The organism is Agrobacterium sp. GW821-FHT14E08, from assembly GCF_058803865.1.
The window spans coordinates 45,992-70,874 of the sequence record NZ_JBXAPJ010000001.1 but is presented as its reverse complement, the minus strand read 5'-3'; the positions used below and the strand labels follow the sequence as shown (position 1 = coordinate 70,874).

The 24,883-nt window shown below is 60.4% G+C and carries 21 protein-coding genes; 12 read left to right on the top strand and 9 right to left on the bottom strand.

The features are described 5' to 3' along the window. Window positions 1-21: 21 nt before the first annotated feature. The 8 genes from AC1ROR_RS00310 (at window position 22) to AC1ROR_RS00275 (ending at window position 8,046) form a co-directional block, all read left to right on the top strand. A complete protein-coding gene (locus AC1ROR_RS00310; RefSeq protein WP_003492081.1) occupies window positions 22-678 on the top strand; it encodes a GntR family transcriptional regulator in 657 nt (218 codons plus the stop codon). 105 nt (window positions 679-783) lie between these two features. Beyond that, complete coding sequence (locus AC1ROR_RS00305) at window positions 784-2,115, top strand: ABC transporter substrate-binding protein (RefSeq protein WP_082182867.1); 1,332 nt, start codon at window positions 784-786, stop codon at window positions 2,113-2,115. After that, window positions 2,115-3,053, top strand: a complete 939-nt coding sequence (locus AC1ROR_RS00300) for a carbohydrate ABC transporter permease (protein ID WP_020011696.1) — start codon at window positions 2,115-2,117, stop codon at window positions 3,051-3,053. Before AC1ROR_RS00305 ends, AC1ROR_RS00300 begins: the two co-directional genes overlap by 1 nt. A gap of 14 nt (window positions 3,054-3,067) precedes the next feature. Beyond that, the gene (locus tag AC1ROR_RS00295) at window positions 3,068-3,889 is read left to right on the top strand and encodes a carbohydrate ABC transporter permease (RefSeq protein ID WP_026363927.1); all 822 of its coding nucleotides are present in this window, start codon (window positions 3,068-3,070) and stop codon (window positions 3,887-3,889) included. A 29-nt stretch (window positions 3,890-3,918) separates the two neighbouring features. Then, window positions 3,919-4,977: an ABC transporter ATP-binding protein gene (locus tag AC1ROR_RS00290; protein ID WP_454686403.1), complete on the top strand. Its 1,059-nt coding sequence runs from the start codon at window positions 3,919-3,921 to the stop codon at window positions 4,975-4,977. 21 nt (window positions 4,978-4,998) lie between these two features. Further along, a complete protein-coding gene (locus tag AC1ROR_RS00285; RefSeq protein WP_498588304.1) occupies window positions 4,999-5,958 on the top strand; it encodes a sugar kinase in 960 nt (319 codons plus the stop codon). A gap of 142 nt (window positions 5,959-6,100) precedes the next feature. Beyond that, complete coding sequence (locus tag AC1ROR_RS00280; RefSeq protein WP_498588303.1) at window positions 6,101-7,159, top strand: DmpA family aminopeptidase; 1,059 nt, start codon at window positions 6,101-6,103, stop codon at window positions 7,157-7,159. A gap of 20 nt (window positions 7,160-7,179) precedes the next feature. After that, entirely contained in the window at window positions 7,180-8,046 is an 867-nt protein-coding gene (locus AC1ROR_RS00275; protein WP_080835899.1) for a D-amino-acid transaminase, read from the top strand. A gap of 7 nt (window positions 8,047-8,053) precedes the next feature. On the opposite strand, the gene AC1ROR_RS00270 is transcribed toward AC1ROR_RS00275, so the two are convergent. The 7 genes from AC1ROR_RS00270 to AC1ROR_RS00240 all read right to left on the bottom strand — a co-directional run bounded on the left by AC1ROR_RS00270 (window position 8,054) and on the right by AC1ROR_RS00240 (window position 16,016). Then, window positions 8,054-8,950, bottom strand: a complete 897-nt coding sequence (locus tag AC1ROR_RS00270; RefSeq protein ID WP_191856018.1) for a LysR substrate-binding domain-containing protein — start codon at window positions 8,948-8,950, stop codon at window positions 8,054-8,056. A 246-nt stretch (window positions 8,951-9,196) separates the two neighbouring features. Beyond that, window positions 9,197-10,708, bottom strand: coding sequence for a serine hydrolase domain-containing protein (locus tag AC1ROR_RS00265; protein ID WP_498588302.1), 1,512 nt, complete (start codon window positions 10,706-10,708; stop codon window positions 9,197-9,199). A 226-nt stretch (window positions 10,709-10,934) separates the two neighbouring features. Further along, window positions 10,935-11,675, bottom strand: coding sequence for an ABC transporter ATP-binding protein (locus tag AC1ROR_RS00260; protein WP_142170126.1), 741 nt, complete (start codon window positions 11,673-11,675; stop codon window positions 10,935-10,937). Next, window positions 11,672-12,502 carry an ABC transporter ATP-binding protein gene (locus AC1ROR_RS00255; protein ID WP_080835913.1) on the bottom strand — a complete coding sequence of 277 codons (831 nt, stop codon included), beginning with the start codon at window positions 12,500-12,502 and terminating at the stop codon, window positions 11,672-11,674. The genes AC1ROR_RS00260 and AC1ROR_RS00255 overlap by 4 nt, the downstream gene beginning before the upstream one ends. Window positions 12,503-12,505: 3 nt before the next feature. Beyond that, entirely contained in the window at window positions 12,506-13,408 is a 903-nt protein-coding gene (nikC, locus tag AC1ROR_RS00250) for a nickel transporter permease (RefSeq protein WP_498588301.1), read from the bottom strand. Further along, window positions 13,405-14,418: an ABC transporter permease gene (locus AC1ROR_RS00245; RefSeq protein WP_167377540.1), complete on the bottom strand. Its 1,014-nt coding sequence runs from the start codon at window positions 14,416-14,418 to the stop codon at window positions 13,405-13,407. Before AC1ROR_RS00245 ends, nikC begins: the two co-directional genes overlap by 4 nt. Before the next feature lie 2 nt (window positions 14,419-14,420). Continuing rightward, window positions 14,421-16,016 carry an ABC transporter substrate-binding protein gene (locus AC1ROR_RS00240; protein WP_080835916.1) on the bottom strand — a complete coding sequence of 532 codons (1,596 nt, stop codon included), beginning with the start codon at window positions 16,014-16,016 and terminating at the stop codon, window positions 14,421-14,423. A gap of 238 nt (window positions 16,017-16,254) precedes the next feature. Here AC1ROR_RS00240 and AC1ROR_RS00235 point away from each other — a divergent pair, with 238 nt between their 5' ends. Then, window positions 16,255-17,295, top strand: a complete 1,041-nt coding sequence (locus AC1ROR_RS00235) for a dipeptidase (protein ID WP_498588300.1) — start codon at window positions 16,255-16,257, stop codon at window positions 17,293-17,295. A 58-nt stretch (window positions 17,296-17,353) separates the two neighbouring features. Here AC1ROR_RS00235 and AC1ROR_RS00230 read toward each other — a convergent pair whose 3' ends face one another. Next, window positions 17,354-17,647: a hypothetical protein gene (locus AC1ROR_RS00230; protein ID WP_035224423.1), complete on the bottom strand. Its 294-nt coding sequence runs from the start codon at window positions 17,645-17,647 to the stop codon at window positions 17,354-17,356. Between the two features lie 279 nt (window positions 17,648-17,926). Here AC1ROR_RS00230 and mprF point away from each other — a divergent pair, with 279 nt between their 5' ends. The 3 genes from mprF (at window position 17,927) to telA (ending at window position 23,466) form a co-directional block, all read left to right on the top strand. Next, window positions 17,927-20,527, top strand: a complete 2,601-nt coding sequence (gene mprF, locus AC1ROR_RS00225; protein ID WP_498588299.1) for a bifunctional lysylphosphatidylglycerol flippase/synthetase MprF — start codon at window positions 17,927-17,929, stop codon at window positions 20,525-20,527. After that, a complete protein-coding gene (locus AC1ROR_RS00220) occupies window positions 20,524-21,909 on the top strand; it encodes a virulence factor (RefSeq protein ID WP_498588298.1) in 1,386 nt (461 codons plus the stop codon). Before mprF ends, AC1ROR_RS00220 begins: the two co-directional genes overlap by 4 nt. Before the next feature lie 234 nt (window positions 21,910-22,143). Beyond that, window positions 22,144-23,466 carry a telomere resolvase TelA gene (telA, locus tag AC1ROR_RS00215; protein ID WP_142170121.1) on the top strand — a complete coding sequence of 441 codons (1,323 nt, stop codon included), beginning with the start codon at window positions 22,144-22,146 and terminating at the stop codon, window positions 23,464-23,466. A 101-nt stretch (window positions 23,467-23,567) separates the two neighbouring features. Here telA and AC1ROR_RS00210 read toward each other — a convergent pair whose 3' ends face one another. Beyond that, window positions 23,568-24,854, bottom strand: a complete 1,287-nt coding sequence (locus AC1ROR_RS00210; RefSeq protein WP_498588297.1) for an MFS transporter — start codon at window positions 24,852-24,854, stop codon at window positions 23,568-23,570. Between the last annotated feature and the right edge of the window lie 29 nt (window positions 24,855-24,883).

Genomic DNA, 24,883 nt, shown 5'->3' with positions numbered 1-24,883 from the left:
ACAGACCTTGAAAGGTTGAGCATGGAAGATACCGGCGAACAGACATTGCGGGAACGGGCGTATGAGAGTTTTACGCATCACCTTCTCTCGCGTGACGTTCGCCCGGGGCAATTCATCTCGCAACGCCGCCTCGTGGAATTGACGGGTCTGCCGCTGGGGGCGATCCGGGAGGCAATTCCGCGGCTGGAGGCGGAGGGCCTGATCAAGACCGTGCCGCAGCGGGGCTTGCAGGTCGCCCATATCGACCTCAACCTCATCCGCGAGGCGTTCCAGTTCCGTATCTTTCTCGAAAAGGAGGCCGTGGCGCTCTTTACCCGTTCGGCCTCCGACGAAACCATCGCGAAGCTCCTGAAACAGCATCGCGATATTGCCGAAGCGGCTGAAAACGGCGGGGAATCACCGGAACTGGACCAGCATGCACAGCAGGTGGACTGGGGCATGCACGATGCCTTCATCGATGCGCTCGGCAATTCGATCATCTCGAACGCCTATCGGGTCAATTCCATCAAGATGCGCCTCATCAATCAGGAGCGCTTTCGTATCGCCGGTCACGTCAAATCGGTGATGAAGGAACATCTCGCCATTCTAGAGGCCATCGAGCGGCGATCCGTCGAAGACGCCGTGGAGCGGCTGACCGCCCATATCCGCAACGCAAGGGACAGGGCGCTGGCGGTTTAGGGCAATTCCGGCAGGGACTGAAGAGGGTCCTGCGCCGGGATTGCAGGAAAATAAGCAACAAGCCGGGGTGAGGAGAATTTCCGGCTAATCTGGAGGAGAACTGACATGACGCATTCATTGCTCAACCCCACGCGTCGCGCCTTTCTGGCAGGCACGGCGGCGCTTGGCGGCGGCGCGATGCTCGGCATTCGCCCGGCATCGGCAGCGGTGAACTGGAAAAAACACGCCGGCACCACGCTTGAAGTCAACCTCGTCAAAAGCCCGCGCAGCGAAACGCTGATCAAATATCTCGGCGAATTCGAAGAACTGACCGGCATCAAGGTCAATGCCGAAGCAACCCCCGAACAGCAGCAGCGCCAGAAAGTCGTCATCGAGCTTTCCTCCGGCAAGCCGAGCTTCGACGTGGTGCATCTGAGCTATCACGTTCAGAAGCGCCAGTTCGAAAAGGGCAAGTGGCTGGCCGATATCAGCGGCTTCCTGAAGGATCCGTCGCTGACCGATCCGTCGCTCGTCGAAAAGGATTTCGCCGAAGCCGGCATGCTGTTTGCCAAGGATAGTGACGGCGTGCTGCGCTCGCTGCCCTTCTCTGTGGATTACTGGATCGTCTACTGGAACAAGGAACTCTTCGAAGCAAAGGGCCTGAAATACCCTGAGACCTTCGAGGAACTGGTGACCGCGGCGGAAAAGATCACCGATCCTTCCACCAACACCTATGGTTTCGTCGCCCGTGGCCTGAAGAACGCCAATACCCCCGTCTGGACCTCGCTGATGCTGGGTTACGGCGCAAAGCCGATCAGCGCAGATGGAAAGATCGATACCGAATCCAAGGAAGCGGTGGAAGCGGCAGCGCTTTACCAGCGCCTGATGACCAAGGCAGCCCCTCCCGGCGTCTCCGGCTTCAACTGGGCGGAAGCGCAGTCGGCCTTCCTGCAGGGCAAGATCGGCATGTGGTTCGATGGCGTCGGTTTTGCACCGCCAATCGAGAATCCGGAAAAATCCCGCGTCGTCGGCAAGGTCGGTTACGGCGTCATGCCGAAGGGCCCTGCAACCCAGGCCGCCGGCACCTTCGGCGATGGTCTCGGCGTTGTCGAAGCCAGCAGCAAGAAGGAAGCCGCTTACCTCTTCTGCCAATGGGCGATTTCGCATGAAATGGGCGCGCGTCTGTTGCAGGCCGGCGCCGGCGTTCCATTCCGCCAGTCCATCCTCGAAGACCAGAAGGTGCGCGAAGGCGTGAAGATGCCGGCTGCCTGGCTGGATGCGGTCGTCGGTTCCGGCAAGGTCTCGCAGCTTGCGCTGCCCGTCATCATTCCTGTGACGGAATTCCGCGACATCTACGGCGTCGGCCTCACCAACATGATCGGCGGTGCAGACCCGGCAGCCGAACTCAAGAAGGCGACGGAACAGTTCGCACCCGTTCTGGCGCGTAGCGAGGGATAATGGCCTCCGTGAGCATCGAAAACACCAAAACAGGCGTCAGTCGTAAAGAAGGGAGCAGGCCGGCAAGGCTTGCTCCCAACTACTGGCCCTTTGTCATACCGGCACTTGTCGTCATTTCGGCGGTAATCGTTTTTCCATGGGTGTTCACCCTCTGGATGAGCGCACATCGCTGGACGCTCGGACAGGAGCAGAGCTTTATCGGTTTCGAGAACTACATCCGGCTCGCCAGTGACGGACGGTTCTGGGAATCGCTCTGGCACACGCTCATCTATACCGTGCTGTCGGTCGTCGCTCCGCTGTTCCTCGGAACATTGGCGGCGCTGGTTTTCGATGCGCAGTTTCCGCTGCGCGGTTTCCTGCGCGGCGTCTTCGTGATGCCGATGATGGCGACCCCGGTCGCCATCGCGCTCGTCTGGACCATGATGTTCCACCCGCAGCTCGGCGTCCTGAACTATCTGCTCTCCTTCATCGGCATCGGCCCGCTGGAATGGATTTACAACCAGTCCACCGTCATCCCCTCGCTGGTGCTGGTGGAGACCTGGCAATGGACGCCGCTCGTCATGCTGATCGTGCTCGGTGGTCTCGCTGCCGTGCCGCGCGAGCCCTATGAGAGCGCCGAAATCGACGGCGCCAATGCCTGGCAGAAATTCCGTTATCTGACCATGCCGATGATCGCGCCGTTCCTGATGATCGCCGTCATCATCCGCTCCATCGATGCCGTCAAAAGCTTCGACATCATCTATGCGATGACTCAAGGCGGGCCCGGCACGGCGTCGGAAACCATCAATATCTATCTCTACAACACGGCATTCGCCTATTACGACATCGGTTACGGCTCGGCCATGGCCGTCGTCTTCTTCATCATCATCGTGGCGCTCTCCTTCGTGCTTCTGATGGTGCGCCAGCGCTCGCAATGGAACGAGATGGAGGATCGCTGATGTCTGCAAAAATCCTGAAACGCAAGACGCTTGATCGCATCGGCCTGTTCTTCGTGGCGCTGGTGATGATCTCGCCGGTCATCCTGTTCTTCATGTGGATGATCTCGCTGTCGCTGAAATATGAAATCGACAACGGCGCCTATCCGCCGATCCTCATTCCCGAACGTTTCGCCTGGTCGAACTATGTGAAGGTGTTCGAGGAGAATAATTTCTTCCTCTATTTCTGGAATTCGGTCCTCGTCACCGGTGCCGCCACCATTCTGGCGCTCGTCATCGGCGTGCCCGCCGGTTACGGCATCGCCCGGCTTAAGGCGGAAAAATCCGCCGTCGTCATCATGATCGCCCGCATGACGCCCGGCCTCTCCTTCCTCATTCCGCTGTTCCTGCTGTTCCAATGGCTGAACCTCTTGGGCACACTCTGGCCACAGATCATCATCCATCTGGTGGTGACGGTTCCGATCGTCGTCTGGATCATGATCGGTTATTTCGAGACCACGCCGAAGGAACTGGAAGAGGCCGCGAGCATCGATGGCGCATCCTCCTGGCAGGTGTTCCGGCTGGTGGCGCTGCCGATTGCCAAGCCCGGCATCGTCGTCTCCTTCATCCTCGCCGTCATCTTCTCGTGGAACAACTTCGTCTTCGGCATCGTGCTGGCCAGCCGTGAAACACGCACCCTGCCGGTCGCGGTCTACAACATGCTGTCCTTCGAACAGGTAAGCTGGGGTCCGCTGGCCGCAGCCGCGCTCATCGTCACGCTGCCGGTGCTGCTGCTCACCATGTTCGCACAGAAACAGATCGTGGCGGGCCTGACCGCCGGCGCCGTCAAGGGCGGTTGAACCAACAAATTATAACGGGAACCTTTACAATGGCACCGGTCAATATCCTGAACGTCCAGAAGCGCTTCGGCGCGGTCAACATCATCCACGGCATCGATATCGACATCAAGGATGGCGAATTCGTCGTGCTCGTCGGCCCTTCCGGCTGCGGCAAATCCACTCTGCTGCGCATGATCGCCGGGCTGGAAGAGCTGAGCGATGGCGAAATCCACATCGGCGCGCGCGAGGTAAGCCACCTGCCGGCCCGCGACCGCGATATCGCCATGGTCTTCCAGAACTACGCGCTTTATCCGCATATGACGGTGAAGGACAATATGGGCTTCGCGCTGAAGCTGAAGAAGGTGAGCGCCGAGGAAACCAGGGCCAAGGTCGACAGGGCCGCCGCCATTCTGGGGCTGGAAAAGCTGCTGGACCGTTATCCGCGCCAGCTTTCCGGCGGCCAGCGCCAGCGTGTCGCCATGGGCCGCGCACTGGTGCGCGATCCGCAGGTCTTCCTGTTCGACGAGCCGCTCTCCAACCTCGATGCCAAGCTGCGCGTGCAGATGCGCGGTGAGATCAAGGCCATGCACCAGCGCATCGGCACCACCACCATCTATGTCACCCACGATCAGGTGGAAGCCATGACCATGGCCGACAAGATCGTGGTGCTGCATGATGGCGTTATCGAGCAGATCGGCGCGCCGCTGGAGCTTTACGACAATCCCGCCAACCTCTTCGTCGCCGGCTTCATCGGTTCACCCGCCATGAATTTCATTCGCGGCCGCGTCGAAGAAGGTGTGTTCCGCACCGCAAAGGGCCTCAGCCTGCCGTTGCCCGCCAATGCCGATATCGGCAAACTAGGCGGCCGTGACCTCGTCTACGGCGTGCGGCCGGAACATATCCGCGCCGCCGAGACCGGTATCGAAGGACGGGTCGAACTGGTCGAAGGCACGGGCTCGGAAATCTACGCCAAGCTCAATTGCAAGGGCGACGAGATCGCCTGCCTGTTCCGCGAACGCCTCAATGTCCGCTTCGGCGATACGATCCACATTGCCATCGATCCTGCAACCGTGCATCTGTTCGACAAGGACAGCGGCAAGCGTATCTGACAGATCACGGGAGTGAACAGCATGGCAGACAAACAGGGCGGCAAGCATGTGCTGTGCGTCGGAGCCGCCGTGCTTGATACCCTGTTTCGCGTGCATGAGATGCCCAAGGGTGAGGGCAAGGTTTTGCCCTACGAGATGTTGCAGATCGCCGAAGGCATGGCGTCGAGCGCCGCCTATGCCGTGCATCTCATGGGTGGCCGCGCCAGCCTGTGGGGTGCGGTGGGCGATGACGAGACCGGTACCCGCATCCTGCGCGATCTCGCCGAAAGCGGCATCGATGTTGCCGGCATGACGATCGCTTCCGGCGCGCGCTCGGCACTCTCGACGATCATCATCGACGACCGGGGAGAACGGCTGATCGTGCCTTTCTATGATCATCGGCTGCATGAGAAAAAACGCTCCTGCACGCCGGAAGATATTGCCCCTTTCGACGCCGTTCTGGTGGATGTGCGTTGGCCGGAACTGGCGCTCGATGTTCTGACTGTGGCACGCACTCTGGGCAAACCAGCCATTCTGGATGGCGACGTTGCACCCATCGAAACCCTTGAGAAGCTGGCCCCTGCCGCAACCCATATCGTCTTTTCCGAACCCGCCGCCGCCGGGCTGACGGGCATCGAAACTGTAAAAGACATGCTACCGGTGCTACACGCCCGCTATCCGCAAACCTTTATCGCCGTCACCGCCGGACCGGCGGGTTGCTGGTGGACGGAGGCCGGCGATCCGACCGTGCATTTCCAGACGACGATGCAGGTTAAGGCAGTGGATACGCTGGCGGCGGGCGACATCTTCCACGGCACCTTTGCGCTGGCGATGGCTGAGGGCATGGAAAGCCGTGCGGCCATCCAGCTCTCCTCCGTTGCCGCCGCGCTGAAATGCACGATCTTCGGCGGCCGCATCGGCGCACCCACACGCGATGAGACCGAGGAAGCCATGCGCCAATGGCTGGAGCGTGAAGGCGAAGCCGCGCTACGCGCCTCCTGAGCGCATCCATTGCCCGCATAAAACTATTCCATTTTTGCGATGCCGTTTCGCGGAGAACTAGGCTAACGTTCGGACAGGCAAAGCTTTTCGCAAGCCGCGCCCGCTCCAATTTCAGCCTGCATTCCGCAAAAGTGATCGCCCGATGCATCAGACGACCCGCCCGAGACTGCGCGATATCGGTTTCCGGCCCGGCCATTTCGAGACCGGCCCGCTCAACGCCATCACCGATGTCGAAGGCGTGACCATCGGCCATTCGACCGTCATCGAAGGCGACACGATCCGCACCGGCGCAACGGCGATCCTGCCGCATGGCGGTAATCTCTTTCAGGACAAGGTGCCCGCCGCCTTCGCCGTCTATAACGGCTTCGGCAAATTTGCCGGCTCCACCCAGATCGAGGAACTCGGCGAACTCGAAACACCTGTTATTCTGACCAATACGCTGGCAACGGGCCGGGCTATCGAGGCGATCAACCGCCATACGCTGGCACAGCAGGGCAATGAGAAAGTCGTCTCGATCAATGCTGTCGTCGGAGAGACCAACGACTCCCGCCTGAACGACATCCGCGCTGGGCGCCCGACCGTCGAGGAAATCTCAACCGCGCTGCAAAACGCTGCCACAGGCCCCATGGCCGAGGGCGGCATTGGTGCCGGAACCGGCACGGTGGCCTTTGGCATGAAGGGCGGCATCGGCACCGCATCCCGCATCGTCACCATCGCCGGGGCGACCTATACGCTCGGCGTGCTGGTGCAGTCTAATTATGGCGGCCATCTGCTGGTCTGCGGCAAGCCCTATGTCAGCCCTGATCATAAGGACAAGGACGGCTCGATCGTCATCATTGTCGCCACCGACGCGCCGCTTTCCTCCCGCAATCTGAAACGCCTGGCGGCCAGAAGCTTTGGTGGACTGGCCCGCACGGGCGCCGCACTCAGCAATGGTTCAGGTGACTATGCACTGGCATTTTCCACCAATGAGCGCCTTCGCCGCACGCCCGCGCGCCGCAAGGCCGTCGCAGACTATCCAGAACTTTCCAACGACGCGATTTCGCCGCTCTTCGAGGCAGCTATAGAGGCAACCGAGGAGGCGATCCTCAATTCGCTCTGCGCGGCAACCACGACCACGGGCTTCAATGCCGGCACCGGCAAGGCCTCCACGGTCGAGGCCATTTCCATCGACGCCCTTAAAACCCTTCTTTCAGCCTGACTTTTCCAGACGGAGTTTTCATGACTAGCCCATCCGGTCGCATCGTTTACGTCAACGGCGAATTCCTGCCCGAAGCGGACGCCCGCCTTTCCATCTTCGACCGCGGTTTCCTGTTCGGCGACGGCATCTATGAAGTTACCTCCGTTCTGGAAGGCAAGCTGATCGACAGCGACCTGCACATGGCCCGGCTGGAACGCAGCGCCCGCGAAATCGACGTGCCGCTGCCGGTCACGACCAAGGAAATCGTCGAGGCCGAACGCCGCCTGATCACAGACAACAACCTCGTCGAAGGCATGATCTATCTGCAGCTGACGCGCGGCGCGGAAGACCGCAACTTCCTGTTCTCCGCCGATCTGAAGCCGACGCTGGTCATGTTCACCCAGGCCAAGAAGCTGATCGGCACCCCCGTCGAGGAAGCCGGCATCGCCGTCAAATCCGTTCCCGACCAGCGCTGGGAACGCCGCGACATCAAGACCGTCTGCCTGCTGCCGCAGGTCATGGCAAAACGCATCGCCAAGGCCGAGGGCTGCGACGAAGCCTGGATGATCGAGGATGGTTTCGTGACCGAAGGCGCTTCCTCCACTGCCTATATCATCACCGGCGACAAGAAGATCATCACCCGCGGCAACAGCAACAAGACCCTGCCCGGCTGCACCCGCCTCGCAGCCCTGCAACTGGCCAGGGAAGCCGGCTTCACTCTGGAAGAGCGGCCCTTCACGCTGGAAGAGGCGCTGAATGCCGATGAAGCCTGCCTGACCAGCGCCTCCAACTTCGTGGTCTCGGTGACGAAGATCGACGGCAAGCCGGTTGGCAATGGCAAGCCCGGCCCGCTCGTCAGCCGTCTGCGCGCGCTCTATCTGGAAAACGCCCGCCGAACCGCGATTTAAGCAAACATCAGCCTTCGAGAACCGCCCATATACGCTCGACAACGGGCCGGCGGTTCTCCTTGGAACGATAAAGCCGGATATCGACGGCAATATCGAAACTGTCATCGGCGGCGCGCACCAGCGCGCCGCTGTCCAGCTCCTGCCGCATCAGACTTTCCGGCACCCAGGCGACACCCCAGCCGGCCATCGCCATGGCTTTCAGCCCCACCGACATGCTGCCCTCATGCACCCGCTCGAATTGCGGCAGGCGCGCGCTCAGGAGATCGCGCAGCAACGGCCCGAAGAACGAGGCCTTTTCATAATCCAGATAGGCAAAGGGTTTCCGTGCATTTTCCACGAGTTCATGCAGCGGTGAACCATCTTTCGCCGGCGCGGAAACGGGAATGATGTTTTCCGCACCCAGCGCGCGGAACTCAAAGGTCTGCGCATCGAGCAGCATCGGCACTTCGGGATGGGCATAGGTCAGAAGGAAATCGCTCTGCCCATCCACCAGCGAATTGAGGTTTTCCTCCATGCTGCCGGAATCCGGCCGCAAAACCGAAAACAGCGGTCCCGCCTTTTCGTTCACCCGCTTCAGCCAGTCGGGAAAGAAGGTGAAGGACAGGGTATGCAGCGCCGTCAGCCGAACGGTTCTGGCATCCGCCCCCTCTTCCTGAAGCAGCGTGCGCCGGGCATGATAAAGCTGCTTCAGCGTTTCCTGCGCCACCGGCACGAATTTCACACCCGCTTCGGTCAGCCGGGAAGGATAGGAGGCGCGGTCAACCAGCGTGGCACCCACCCAGGCTTCCAGCTGCTTGATACGCCGGCTGAAGGCGGATTGCGTCACATGCCGCTCATCCGCCGCCTTCGAGAAATTGAGCGTTCCGGCCAGCGCCAGGAAATCCTCGAGCCATTTGACTTCCAAGGGCCTGTTCTCCCACAAAGATGTTGTCCCAGCCTTCAACCGGAACATGGGGTCTTTATTAGGAGCAATAAGGGCTGATTGAAACCCTTTAGAAAGCTTCGGGCCGTTTAGGAAACTGACGAAGGGCCGCTTGCGTCATCCTCGGGCTCGACCCGAGGATCCACAACCACGCGCGACAATGGATCCTCGGGTCGAGCCCGAGGATGACGTCGCGTTTGCGAGACGCGATGGGATTGGCCTCAAGCGTTAGCGGCTTCGCGAATATTCGATCATCCGCGCCCGGCTGGAAACCAGCTCGATCCGGTCAGCGCCAAGACGATTGAGGCAAACGCGCTTCGTCCACGGCCCGTCAATCAGCGTGAAGAGGAAACGGCCATTGCCGAGCGCCTTCAGAGGCATGCTGCGACGCGTCGGGCCGATGCCCATCGTCAGCAACGAGCCGCTGATCGAAAATTCCGCTCCCTCATCGGAGCGCCACGAGCCCGAAAGATCATCCGGCACGGCATGATCGCCGACCGGCAGGAAACGGCGGGCGGCGTGACCGGCCTCACCGACAATGGCATCACCGTCTAACCTGAGACGCATCGGAGAAGATGCGGAGCGGGAAGAGACCCAGCCATCGACATCTTCATAAAGCGTGTCGTCACCATCGATAAAGGTGGATGTGCTGCCCTTGATTTCCAGCCACCACGGCCCGCTTTCGGTCACGTAAAGGCCTTCCGGCAGGCTGGCGGCCGGCTTGGGCAAAGGCAGGCCGGTGAGGGCCGCCATGCTTTCAAGCGCGATCTTGAAGCCGTTGGTGTCCTCTCGGTTCGACACCACGACAAAACCCGTGCCATTTTCCGGATCGAGCAGGAAATAGGTCTTGTAGCCCGGATGCGAACCGCCATGGCCGACGAAGCGCCTGTCTCCCAGATGCGACCAGCGCAGGCCGAGACCATATTCGCTCATCCGCCCATCCGCGAGCGGCCGCTCGGCCGAAAGCGCGTCAAGAACACCCGCGAAGCTGCCCTCGCCGCGCATCAGACCCTGCAACCAACGGGTAAGTGCTTCGGCGCTGCCCGCAAGGCTACCCGAAGCGGAAATATGCAGGCCGGCGGCCGAAAGCTGCCAGTTGTCTTCGGCTTTCCAGTAACCCGGCACCAGCCCGTCGACTGGATCGTTCCAGACATCCGGCGCCTTCAGAAACACGCCAAAGGGATCGGCAATCTGTGTCTGCACAAAATCATCGAAACGGAAACCGCGACGCTCCAGCGCCGCCTCCACCAGCCGGTAACCGGTATTGGAATAGGACACCTCGCTGCCGGCCGGGAAATTCAGCCGGTTTAGCCGCGACAGATAGTCGAGAAGCGGTCCGGCCTTCGTTTCCGTATAGACGGAAAGGCCAAGCAGCGAGAGGCATTCACGCGTATCCGGCAGGCCGCCACTCATATCCAGCGCCTGCCCCACCGTCACCTCGCGAAGCGGTGATTGCAGCTCCGGCAGATGTTTGCCGAGTGGGTCGTCGAGGCCGATCAGATCGGAATGCGCAAGCACCATGGCGCAGAAGGCATGTTTGGTAACGGAGGCATAACGCACCACGCTCTGCGGCGTGAAAGGTGCGAATGTCGAAAGGCTCTCGACACCGCCCGCATGGGCGAAGCGAATGCCATCGAGATCGAAACCGATGACCGCCCCGCCCGGCTCGTTGCTCGCCCATTGCGAGACGAAGCTCTCTGAAAGGGTTGAAGCGGCGTTCCAGTCGAATTGCTGTGGCATGGTTCGGTCTCGTGTCTTCGTTTCGACGCGGCTGGCCTCGGCGTCACCGCTTGTTTCTTCTCCCCGCCGGGGAGAAGGTGGCCCGAAGGGTCGGATGAGGGGGCAACGCCAGCGATAGACCGCACCCTTGCCCCTCATCCCGCTGCCGCGGACTTCTCCCCCTCGGGGAGAAGAAGCGGGCGGCACCCGCTCGATCCATGTGTAACGGAGGCTAGGTGACCGGCCGTTAAGCCGGCTCTTCCAGCCGGATGCTCAGGCTGCGCAGCTCTTCCGTATGCGGGTGTTTGGTCCGCCCCTCACGCAGATCGCCCGCACTCAGCTGCTCCACCATTTCCCCGTTCAACATCACGCCAACCTGCGGGCACAGATGCGCGATAACAGCCAGATTGTGGCTGACGAGAATATAGGTGAGGTTGCGTGCCGCACGCAGGTCCTGCAACAGGTTCAGAATTTCCGCCTGCACCGAGACATCGAGCGCCGAAGTCGGCTCATCGAGCAGCAGCACCTGCGGGTCGGCAATCAACGCACGGGCAATCGCCACGCGCTGGCGCTGGCCGCCGGAGAGCTGATGCGGAAAACGGAACCGCACCGCCTGCGGCAGCGCCACGTCGGACAAGGCCTGCTGGATGCGCTTTTCAATATTGTCCATGCCGTGCACCAGCGGTAATTCGCTGAGAATGCGGTCTATGGTCTGGCGCGGATGCAGCGATCCATAGGGGTCCTGAAACACCATCTGCACCTGCCGGAAGAATTCCGGCGTGCGCTTCAGCGGTGCGTCCTTGCCGGCAAAGGCGATGCGGCCTTCCCAGCTTTCGTTGAGGCCGGCCATGGCGCGCAGGATGGTGGACTTGCCCGAGCCGCTTTCGCCGACGATGCCGAAGCTGCCGCCCTTTTCCACCGAAAAGGACACGCCCTTCACCACTTCGCGGTCGCCGAACTTGATACGGAGATTATCGACGTCGATCATTGGCTGGACCACGCTGCATCACGGTTGAGAACGGGAAGACGCTCGCGCGGATGCGTCAGCGAGGGAATGCAGTTCAGAAGTCCCTTTGTATAGGGATGTTCGGCTTTCAGGAGTTCGGAAGCCTTCAGCTCCTCCATCACCCGGCCGGAATACATGACGGCGACACGATCGCAGAAATGCGAAACGAGCGGCAGGTCGTGGCTGATGAGGATAAGGCCCATGCCGCGTTCCGATACCAGCTCCTCGATCAGCCGCAGGATTTCCGCCTGCACCGTCGCATCAAGCGCGCTGGTCGGCTCGTCGGCGATCAGCAATTCCGGATCGGGCGCGAGCATCATGGCGATCATCACGCGCTGGCCCATGCCGCCGGAAACCTCATGCGCATAGGACGAGGCGACCTGACGCGGATTGCGGATCTTCACCTGATCGAGCAGGGCGATTGCCGCTTCCATCGCGGCACGCTTGCTGCCGCCCTTATGGGCGCGCCAGGCTTCCGCGATCTGCGCACCCATGGTCTTGACCGGATTCAGCGAATATTTCGGGTCCTGAAGAATGAAACCCGCTCGTTTTCCCCGGATCTGGCGCATCTGCTTTTCACCGGCGGAAAGCACGTCGATGCCATCAAAGGAGAGCTTGTCGGCACGGATATCGGCATTGGAGGGCAGAAGCTTCATCAGCGCGCGCGCCGTGAGGCTCTTGCCGGAGCCGGATTCGCCAACAATGCCGAGCTTTTCTGTGCCAAGCTTCATGGAAACACCACGAACCGCCTCGAAACGGCTGGTACGGGTCTGGAAAGCAATCTTCAGATTTTCGATTTCGACCAGCATGGCTCAATGTCCCTTCGGGTCGAGAACGTCGCGCAGGCCATCGCCAAGGAAGTTGAAGGCGAGCGAAACGAGGAAGATGGCGATGCCGGGAATGGTGGCGACCCACCATTGTTCGAAGATGAAGCGCTTGGCGGTGGCGATCATCGCACCCCATTCCGGCGAAGGCGGCTGTGCGCCCATGCCGAGGAAGCCGAGGCTTGCAGCCGTGATGATGATCGAGCTCATGTCGAGCGTGATGCGCACGATAAGGCTCGGCACGCAAAGCGGCGCGATATGGCGGGCAATGATGCGCCAGGCGGAAGCGCCGGTCAGGCGATAGGCCGCGACGAAATCGCTGCCGCGCACCGTCATGGTTTCGGCGCGGGCAAGACGCGCATAGGGCGGCCATGCGGTGAGCGCGATGGCGAGAATGGCGCTTTCAACGCCGGGCTTCAGCGCCGCGACGAAGGCAAGCGCGAGGATGAGGCGCGGGAAGGCCAGGAATACGTCCGTCACCCGCATCAGCACCGTATCGACGATACCGCCGAAATAACCGGCGATGCAGCCGATGGCGAGGCCGATCGGCGCGACCAGAACGACGACGGCGATGACCATGCCGAGCGTGACTCGGCCGCCATAAAGGATGCGCGAAAGAATGTCGCGGCCAAGCTCATCCGTGCCGAACCAGTGCTCGGCACTCGGGAAGGCAAGGCGATTGCCGAGGTTCTGCGTCGCCGGATCATAGGGCGCGATGAACGGCGCCAGCAGCGACAGCGCGATGAAAACGACGATGATGGTCAGACCGATCACCGCCAGCGGGTTGGACTTGAGGTTCAGCCAGATACGATACCGGTTTCCCCAGGCAGCCTGTGTGCGGGAATGCGGCGTCTCATCCAGAGCCCAGTTTCTGAAATTAGCTAACATCATCGAACGCGGGGATCCATTACTCGGTAAAGCACGTCTGCGAGCAGGTTGAGGCCAACATAGATCAGGCCGATCAACAGGGTTGCTCCGACGACGGGGTTCATGTCCGCGTTCATGAGCGAGACGGTGAGGTATTGGCCAAGGCCCGGCCAGCTGAAGACGGTTTCCGTCACCACTGCGCCTTCGAGAAGGCCTGCATAGGTGAGCGCCAGAACCGTGACGAGCTGCACGGCGACCGTCGGGAAGGCGTGGCCCCAGATCACGGTCATGGCCGAAAGCCCCTTGGCGCGGGCGGTTATGACATATTCGCCCTTCAACGCGTCGATCATGAAGGCGCGCGTCATGCGGGTGATATAGGCCATGCTGAAATAGGCGAGAATGCAGACCGGCTGCACCATATGGGCGATGGCGTCGTAAAAGGCGTCCCAGTCACCGGCAAGCAGCGTGTCGACCGTCATCAGGCCGGTGACCTGCGTGATCATGCCGTCATAGATGATGTCCTGACGGCCCGGTCCGGGTGCGACGCCAAGCGTGGCATAAAACACCAGCAGCGAAATCAGCGCCAGCATGAAGACCGGCACGGAATGGCCGGCAAGGCAGACGACGCGGATGATCTGGTCCGTCAGCTTGCCCTGCTTCACCGCGGCCCAGACGCCGAGCGGAATGCCGATCAGGGCTGCAAGAATGAGCGCTGCCGTGGCAAGTTCGAACGTGGCGGGGAAGACACGGGTAATATCCACCCAGACCGGATTGCGGGTCAGGATGGAATTGCCGAAATCACCGTGCAGGACCTGCGAGACGTAATGGAAGAACTGCACGACCAGCGGCTGGTCGAGGCCCATTTCCGCACGCACGCGCACGATGACGTCTTCAGGCGCGTTGTCGCCGACCGCCGCGATGACGGGATCGACAGGCATGACGCGCCCGATCATGAAGGTGATGACCATCAAACCGAACAGCGTCAGAATGACGCTGCCCAGTATCGACGATATGCTTTTGACGCGCTTGTTCAATGTCACGCTTTCTTCGCATCGTGGTAGGAATTGCCTTCGGAGAGAACACCGAGTTCGAAACCGGATACGCCCTTGCGGAAGGCAGCCGTCTTCGTGGTCTGGAACATGAACACGAACGGGCTGTTCTGCATGTGCTCGCGCTGCAGGGCTTCATAAAGCTCCACGCGCTTTGCCGGGTCCTTCTCGTCACGGGCGGCTTCCGCCTTGGCGGCAAAGTCGTCGTTCTTGAAACGCGAACGCCACAGGAAGGGCTTCGACTTGGCGTCGTCGCCATTGTCCTTGTTGATGTTGAAGACATCGGCGTTGGAGTGCGGATCGAAATAATCCGTGCCCCATGCCGAAAGCGCCATCTGGTGTTCGCGGGCGCGCATCTTGGTCAGAACCTGACGGTTTTCAGCCGATTGCAGACGAACCTTGATGCCGATATCGGCAAGGTTCGCCTGGATGGCCTGCGCCAGATCCGGGTAAGGCTGGGCGGAATAGTGATCCATGCTGATTTCGAAACCGTCGGCAAGGCCGGCCTCGGCCATCAGTGCCTTGGCCTTTTCGACATCGCGCTGGAACGGGATATCGTTGACGGCGCCCGGGAAGCCTTCCGGCTCGAAGCTCTGGTGCACTTCATGCGTCAGCGGCACGATGTTTTCCTGCATGCCCTTATAGTCCAGCGCCCACTTGATCGCCTGCCAGACCTGCGGCTTGGCGAGGTTCTCATTGCCCTGGTTGAGCGAGATCAGAACCAGCGAAGCGATGCTCTTGCGCTCGAGTTCGATGTTCTCGTCGTTCTTGACGGTACGCAGCTGCTCCGAGGTGAGGTCGCGGGCAATGTCGATATCGCCCTTCTGCAGCATCAGGAGCTGGGAAGACGGATCGGTGACGTGACGCAGCACGATGCGCTTGATATTGCCCTTGTAAGGACCGTTCGGGTTGACGGTGAGTGCTACGCTTTCGCTCGGCTTCCAGGCCTGCAGGACGAAATCGCCGGAACCGGCGCTGTTCTTCTGCAGCCAGCCATTGCCGAGGTCTTCGCCGGAAGCATTGGCGAGAACCGCCTTCTTTTCGACGATCGCGCCGATATTGGCGGAGAGGCAATACAGCAGGAAGGAGATGGCGGTCGGCTTTGCCGTCGTCAGCTTCACCGTCTTGTCGTCGGCGGCAACGATGGTCGTTTCGGCATTGTCGGGCGTGAAGCCGAACTGGCTGATGATGAAGGCCGGGCTCTTGTTCATCTTGATGGCGCGCTGCAGCGAGAAGGCAACGTCTTCCGCAGTCACTTTCGCACCGCTGGAGAAGGTCGCTTCGTCACCGATCACAAAGGTGAAGACCTTGCTGTCCGCATCGGCTTCCCAGGATTTCGCGATGACCGGATCGACCTTGGTGGAATCTTCGCGATTGGCGCGTACCAGCTTCTGATACATGTTGGAGATGATTTCACCGCCGACGGCTTCGAAACCTTCATGCGGGTCAAGGCTCGTCATATTGTCCAGCTGCTGGGCCACCACCAGAATATCCTTGGGTGTCGCGGCAAATGCCGGAATGCGCGCATAGGACAGGAACGGTACGGCTGCGCCGGCAATCAGCAGGTTGCGTCTTGAAATCATCGAAAATCCCCTTTCGGACCTTATTTTTCGGAAAACGGTATGGGTCTGCCCCAATCCAGTCATTTTTTTTATGTTTCCCCGCGATTACCATGAGCAAACGAGGCGCGACCAATTCCAAATTTGGCAGAGCCTATGCACGGATTGCATTTGCTCCCGCCTTGACCTTTCCTCTACCAATTCCCACAAAGTCTGACGGACGCGCGCCCGCGCGGCTCCGCATATCCAAAGGTGAATGACCATGACCGATGAAAAAACCGTACCCGTCTTCGACGGCCACAACGACGTGCTTCTGCGGTTATGGCGATCGGGCAACGCTTCTCCCGAAACGCTTCTCATCGAAGGGGATACGGTCGGCCACATCGACCTGCCGCGCGCCAAGAAGGGCGGCCTGGCCGGCGGCCTCTGCGCCGCCTATGTGCCCTCGCCCAGCATGGACAAGGACGCCAATGGCGATTACTCGACACCCAATGAGGCGGATGCGCTGAAGGCGACGCTTGCCATGGCCGGCCTTTTGTTCCGGGCGGAGAAACAATCCGCAGGCGCGCTCAAGGTTTGCCGCACGGCCGCCGATATCCGCGACGCGATAGCCGAGGGCGCTTTCGCTTCCGTCTTCCATATCGAAGGTGCGGAAGCGATCGGCGCCGATCTGGATGCGCTCCACGTTCTCTACGAAGCGGGCCTTCGCACGCTCGGTCCGGTCTGGAGCCGCCCGAACATCTTCGCTTACGGTGTGCCTTTCCGTTTCCCCTCAACCCCGGATATCGGCCCTGGCCTCACGGACGCCGGCAAGCGGCTGGTGAAGACCTGCAACGAACTGAACATCATGGTCGACCTGTCGCACATGAACGAGCAGGGTTTCTGGGATATCGCCAATATTTCCGATGCGCCGTTGGTGGCATCGCATTCCAACGCCTATGCGCTGTGCAATCACAGCCGCAACCTGACGGACCGCCAGCTGGACGCCATCCGCGACACGGGCGGCCTTGCCGGCATCAATTTCGGCGTTCTGTTCCTGCGTCAGGATGGCGTGAAGAACCCGAATACGGACCTGAACGAACTGGTCCGCCACGTGGACTATATCGTCAACCGCATCGGCATCGATCACGTCGCCCTCGGTTCGGATTTCGACGGAACCACCATTCCCGCCGCCATGAAGGATGCGGCCGACCTGCAATTGCTGGTCGAGGCTCTGCGCAACGGCGGTTATGACGACGAGGCGCTTGCCAAAATCTGCCACGGCAACTGGATCCGTGTGCTGGAAAAGACCTGGGGCGCATGAGGCATAAATTGAGATTCATCTCCGGCGCAGAAACGCCGGAGACATGAAGCGGCAGGCCTTAAGCCTTCGCCGCTTTTTTCTTGCCCGTCGCCCGGAAGGCAAGAAGGCCTGCGACCAGAGCAAACATCGCCCATTTCATCGGCAGCACATCCGCCGTTTCACTGCGGATCGGGCGAACGGTCACGGTGCCCGGACGCGATTCATAACCGGCCTGTCCGCTGGCCCTGGCTTCATCGATCTGCTGCGGCGAAACGACCCATTCGGCACCCCGCATCTTATCATAGGTCATGAAGCCGCCACCAACTACGATGGCGGCGACGAGCGAAAGCACTATTCTTGTGGGCATGTTCATTTGCATTCTCCTTCAATTGAAAGGAGCGTGTAGTCGCATCAAACCTCACCACCAAGCAACCGTGACGGTCAATTGGCCGCCTTTCGGAACAATCCTGCAAATCATGCATTCCATAGTTGCATTTTTGCCTTTAGACTTGGCGCAATTCAGGGATAATCGGTCACAAACTTCACATCGACACTTCATGCTTTTCTGCTAATCACATTTCCTCAACCGAAACGAATTAGCGACACATTCCTGTGGTTCGCCAACCTTGGGAACGGGCGCTGGATAAAGCACATGGCAGACAAGAGCGAAATCACACAGACCGACCTCGCAGAATCCGCGGTTGAAAGCTTCTTTGCCAGAAACCGACCCTATCTGACCGCGATCGCCATCACGCTGGTCTTCGTGATGATGACCTTCGCCATTTATCACCTGACGTCGGAAGTCCGTTATGACGATGTCATCGACGCGCTGACGCAGACCTCGGCCTCCGCGGTCCTGCTCGCCATCGTCTTCACGGCGCTCAGCTTTTTCGCGCTGATACTCTACGACGCCAATGCCATCGAATATATCGGCCGCAAGCTGCCGTTTCCGCCCATGGCGGCAACCGCCTTTGCTGCCTACGCCATCGGCAATACCGCCGGTTTCGGACCCTTGAGCGGCGGCGCAATCCGCTTTCGCGCCTATTCGCGGCTTGGGCTTTCACCCGGCGAAATCGCCCGCGTCATCGCCTTCGTCACCCTGTCCTTCGGGCTTGGTCTGCTTTCGGTCAGCGCCATCTCCACCTTCATCGTCGCGCCGCGCATCGCCTCCATCATCGGCGTCGATGCTCTGATCCTCAGAGGGGCCGCGCTGGCCGTCATCGCCGCGCTTGTCATTGCGGCCTATATCGGACGCAACGGTCACACGATCAAGCTTGGCGCCTGGCGTCTGCGCCTCCCGGACAGCCGCACCTCTTCCCGCCAGTTCCTCGTCTCGGCCTTTGATATCGCCGCCTCCGCCTCCGTGCTTTATGTGCTGCTGCCCGACACCCATCTCGGCTGGCCGACATTTTTCGCGATCTACGCTACCGCCGTCGGTCTCGGCGTCCTCAGCCATGTGCCGGCCGGTCTCGGCGTCTTCGAAACCGTAATGGTCGCAGGGCTCGGCAACGCCATCAGCGTTGACCAGCTGCTCGGAAGCCTCGTGCTTTACCGCGTGATCTATCACGTCCTGCCGCTGGTGGTCGCCATTCTGGTGATGCTCGTCTCGGAGATGAAGCAGTTTGCGGCAAAGCCTGTTGTCTCCGACATCAGCCAGCTTGCCGTGCGCCTTGCCCCGCCGCTGCTGTCAACCTTCGCGATGATCCTCGGCACCATGCTGATCTTCTCGAGCGTGACGCCAACGCCGGACAGCAATCTGGATTTCCTGTCCAATTTCGTGCCGCTGCCGATCATTGAGGCGGCGCATTTTCTCACCAGCATTCTCGGCCTCGTGCTCGTCGTCGCCTCGCGCGGCCTCGGACAGCGGCTGGACGGCGCCTGGTGGATCGCGCTGGTCGCCGCGTCGCTGGCGCTGGTTCTCTCCCTCCTCAAGGCCATCGCCGTTTTCGAAGCGGCCATTCTCGGTGTCTTCATCGCCGCCCTTGCCGCCAATATGCGCAGCTTCAATCGCCATGCCTCGCTGGTGAAACAGGCGCTGGGGCCAAGCTGGCTTGCGGCCATGGCGGTCATCGTCGCGGGCGCGGCAACCATTCTGCTCTTCGTCTATCGCGATACGGATTACAGTCAGACATTGTGGTGGCAGTTCGAATTCTCCGAGGAAGCGCCGCGCGGATTACGCGCCCTTCTCGGCCTCGTGCTCGCCTCCTCCACAATCGCCATCTTCAGCCTCATGCGGCCGGTGGCCTACAGGCCGGACGCAATCGAGGCCGACGACGTGGCAAGCGCCACCGACATCGTGCTGAAACAGGACGCGGCCGACGCCAATCTGGTGCGTATGGGCGACAAGCACGTGATGTTCTCGGAAAGCGGCAATGCCTTCATCATGTACGGTATTCAGGGCCGCTCCTGGATCGCCTTCGCCGACCCGGTGGGCGACGAAGAGGATTTCCCCGATCTGGTCTGGCAATTCGTCGAAGCCGCACGTTCGGCGGGCGCACGCGCGGCCTTTTACCAGATTTCGCCTTTCCTGCTCTCCCATTGCGCCGATGCGGGCCTGCGCGCCTTCAAGCTTGGGGAACTGGCGCTGGTCGATCTCACCGCCTTTGAGCTGAAGGGTGGCAAGCTCGCGACCCTTCGCCAGTCGCTGAGCCGCGGTGCGCGGGACGGGCTGAGCTTCGAGGTCGTCGAAAAGGCGCATGTGGCGGATATTCTGGAAGAGCTGAAACAAGTCTCCGACAGCTGGCTTGCGCATCACAACACACGGGAAAAGCGCTTTTCGCTTGGCGCTTTCGAGCCGGATTACATCCTGTCGCAGCCCGTCGCCGTATTGCGCAAGGATGGAAAGATCACCGCTTTCGCCAATTTGATGGTAACGGACACGAAAAAGGAAGCCACCGTCGATCTCATGCGTTTTTCGCCGGATGCGCCGCGCGGCGCGATGGATTTTCTCTTCGTCAGCATCATGCAGCATCTGCGCGAGGCTGGATATGAAAGCTTCAACCTCGGCATGGCGCCCATGTCCGGCATGTCGAAGCGTGATGCGGCGCCGGTCTGGGACCGTATCGGCAGCACGCTGTTCGAACACGGCGACCGTTTTTACAACTTCAAGGGCCTTCGCGCCTTCAAGGCGAAGTTCCACCCGAAATGGGAACCCCGTTACCTCGCCGTGCAAAACGGTGCGGACGCCGCTCTGGCGTTGATGGATGCGACGGTTCTGATCAGCGGCGGCGTCAGAGGAGTGATCGGAAAATGAGGAAACCCACCATGTTGAAGGCCGCGCTTGCCGCTTCCACCCTGTTCGCTTCCTCGCTGTTTATGTCCAGCGCCGCCTTCGCGCAGGATAAGCCGGCCTATGAGACCGGCATGATCCCCTCCGAGCATATCATGGTGCCGGATGGCGAAATTCTCGCCAGCGTCTTCCTGATTTCCGATGCTGACGGATGGACGGCTGCCGATGAGACCCGCGCCAAAGCGCTGGTGGAAAAAGGTGCCGCCGTGGTCGGTATCGATTTCAAGGAGTATCTGAAGGCGCTCGAGGCCGATGAGGACGAGTGCATCTATATGATCTCAGACATCGAGTCGCTCTCGCAGCAGATCCAGCGCACCGCCGGCACCAGCAGCTACCGCCAACCCATCCTCACTGGCATCGGCAAGGGCGGAACGCTGGCGCTGGCAATGATTGCACAGAGCCCGGTCTCCACCGTGCGGGAAGCCATCGCCGTCGACCCCAAGGCGGGCCTGCCGCTTGAAAAGATACTTTGCACCCCCGCCACCAAGGACAAGGTGGATGGTGAAACGGTCTATGGCCTGACCGATGGCCCGTTGCCTGCGCCCGTCAGCGTGCTGTTCACGCCCGCTGCGGACCAGAAGGGCCGCGACCACGTCAATGCGCTTGTGAAGCTGCATCCCGATATCGACGTGACGGACGTGACCGACAAGGCGGACGAGGTCCTGACCCAGACCCTGTCCGATCAGGTCGATGCCGCCGGCGATACCGACAGCCCGCTCGGCCTGCCGATCAAGGTTCTGGAAACAAGCCCTGTGATGGACACCATGGCGGTGATCTATTCCGGTGACGGCGGCTGGCGCGATCTCGATGAAGAAGTGGGCGGCGCACTGCAAAAGCAGGGCATACCCGTGATCGGTGTCGATGCCCTGCGTTATTTCTGGAAAGAAAAACAGCCACAAGAAGTCGCAGGCGACCTTGCACGCATCATCGACACCTACCGCAAGGAATGGAAGGTTCGAAACGTTGTGCTGATCGGCTATTCCTTCGGTGCCGATATCATTCCGGCGACCTTCAACCTGCTGCCGGAACGCGCGAAATCGCATGTCGTGCAACTCACGCTCATGGGGCTGTCCACGGAGGTGGATTTCGAGATTTCCGTTCAGGGATGGCTCGGCGTTGCCGGCGAAGGCAAGGGCGGCAAGACGGTGGACGACATCGCCAAGATCGATCCGAAACTGGTGCAGTGCATTTACGGCACGGAGGAAGAGGATGAAGACCCCTGCCCCGGCCTGAAGGCGAAGGGCGTGGAAACGCTCGGCATTGAAGGCGGCCACCATTTCGACGAGGATTACGAAGCGCTTGCCAACAGGATCGTGACATCGCTGAAGACCAGGCTTCCCAAATAAACTGACCAGACTGACCGTCCCCGACTGGCGGCTTTCAGGCATCGCCGAATGGACGATGCGGTTCCAATACCTTGCCTGATGGTCCCCGCTTCGCGGCCCTGCTTGCGGAATCGCTTAAAGTATTATTCAAAAGAAACCGGCCGGCGCTGGATGTTCATGGTATTCCCACAACCATGCTTCTGTTGATTGCCAACCACAGATTTATATTTCCCGACCGGTTCAGGGAGCCGCCGCATGTCCACGTCAAAAAGAAAGACAAAAACACCAGTTCTCGTGGAACGGATCGATCAATTCGTCGGCCGGGTCAGGGAGGCGATGAAAAGCGACGACACCTTGCGAAACCGGAAAATCCGCGATCTGTGGGACGCCGAGGTTCGCTACCATTTCGACAATGGCCGCACGGAAAAGACGCTCGAACTTTACATCATGAAATATCGCTATGCGCTGAAGGCCGAGTTCGGCCCAAAGAGCACGCCGCTTGCCATCTGCAACATGAAAAAGCTGCGTGAGCGGCTGAACACCTATATCGAGCGGGCGGACTATCCGAAAACCGGCGTGGCGGCATCCATTGTCGAAAAAATCGAACGGGCGGAATTCAACACCGCCGGTCGCAAGCCGACCGTTCTTCTGCGCATCGCCGATTTCATTTCGGCAATGAACGGCATGGGTGCCAAAGAAGAGATGCAGGCTTTGTGGAACGCTGAAATCGACACCATGAAGGGCCGGGCGCAGACAACGATCATTTCCTACATCACGAAATATCGCAACGCCATCCGCGAAGCCTTCGGCGACGATCACCCGATGCTGAAGATCGCCACCGGCGATGCCGCCATGTATGAAGACGCCCGCCGGGTGAAGATGGAGAAGATCGCCAACAAGCATGGCGCGCTGATCACCTTCGACAATTACCAGCAGGTTCTGAAGATTTGCGCCGATAAACTCCTGTCCGCCGATCCCCTGATGATCGGCATCGGCCTGATCGGTATGACGGGGCGACGCCCCTATGAGATTTTTACCCAGGCCGAGTTTTCACCGGCGCCCTATGGCAAGGGCGTTTCCAAATGGAGCATCCTTTTCAACGGCCAGGCCAAGACGAAACAGGGCGAAGGAACGAAGTTCGGGATTACCTACGAAATTCCGGTTCTTGCCCGCTCCGCCACCATTCTGTCCGCCTATGAGCGCCTGCGCACGAGCGGGCAGGGAAAACTGTGGCACGGCATGTCGATCGACGATTTTTCGTCCGAAACCCGCCTGCTGCTGCGGGACACGGTCTTTAATCTGTTCGAGGATCTCTGGCCGCGGCAAGAACTTCCCAAGCCCTATGGCCTCAGACACTTATACGCCGAGGTGGCCTATCATAATTTCGCGCCGCCCCACGTCACCAAGAACAGCTATTTCGCCGCCATTCTCGGCCACAACAACAACGACCTCGAAACATCGCTATCCTATATGACCTACACGCTGCCGGAAGATCGCGACGATGCGCTGGCACGGGCAAAGCGCACGAATGAACGGACATTGCAACAAATGGCTGCCATCGCGCCCGTCTCCAGGTAAAATCCCGTAGCGCGGCAGCCGGTCATCGGCAATGCGCGCTTGAGGCACTGTTTTCGCCGCTGCTGGCCGCAGGTTTCATCCCGCGGCCAGCAGGGTCTCCGTCAAGCTCGTCCGTCGTTGGACGTCCGGTAAAGCAGGGTCAGGACGGTCAGCGCCAGCCCCAGCAGCGCTACCGAGCCGAAAATGTAGAAGTTCCACTCAGGCGCCAGCCCCCGTTGCAGGACGAGGCCACCGATCATGGGACCGGCAATGCCGCCCAGCCGTCCGACTGCCAGCGAAAAACCGAGACCCGTGCCACGAATATGGACGGGGTAAAGCCGTCCAACCAGAACATTGGCAAGAATCTGGGTTCCAATCGTTCCGGCACCGGCAAGGGCGACGAAGAAATAGAGAAGCGGCCCCTTGTTGACTGTCAGGGCCCAGATGGAGGCGGCACCGATGGCGAAGAGAACCGCCACGACCACCTTGACGTTCCCCTTGTCGGCAAAGCGTCCGCCCACGAGAATGCCGATCGCGGCCCCGACATTGAGCATGATCGAGAAGCTGAGTGCCGAGCTGATATCGTAGCCCATCTTGTTCATGATGGTGGGCAGCCAGTTGACCATGCCGAAGGTCAAGAGCAGCGAGCAAAAGTGAATGCCCCAGGCATTCAGTGTTGAAAGCAGCCGGCCTTCCGAGAACAGCGCGCCAACGCCGCCCTTTTGAATTTTGGCATGCGGCACGATGCGTTGCAGGCCGTAGGTGTCGCAAATTCCGTCAGCTTCCGCCTGCCGGCCCTTGCTCGCCAGCCATTCCGGCGATTCCGGCAGGAACCGCATGAACAGCGGCAGAAGAATGAGCGGCAGGCCGCCGATCAGCATCAGCGGACGCCAGCCATAGCTTTCCAGAAGAAGGATGCCCATGAGGCCGGAAATGATGCCGCCGATAAGGTAGCCGAGGAACGACAGGGAATTTGCCTGCGCTCTGCGTTTGGGCGGCGAGAATTCCAGCACCAGCGCCGTCACCGTCGGCAGGAGAGCGCCGAGCCCCAGACCGGCCAGGAAACGCGTGATTTCAAAAGCGAGGAAGTTCGGCGTCATGGCCGAGGCGATCATCATCGCTGAGAATCCGGCGAGGCTGATGATAACGACCTTCCGGCGGCCGATGCGGTCCGCCATGGTGCCGGCGAATAATGCGCCGAGCAGCATGCCGAACAGCGTCAGCGCCGCAGCCCGCCCAACCATGGCGGGATTGAGCGCCCATGCTCCTTCTTTCAGCAATGCCGGTGCAACCGCGCCGTAAACGACCAGATCGTACCCATCGAACATGATCATCAGACCGCATGTCGCGATGACGCCGGCCGGGTTCTTCGTCCGCACTGAAGCGGCGCTCATATAATTCGTGGACATATTCCTCCCTTTCACGCATGACCGCGCCA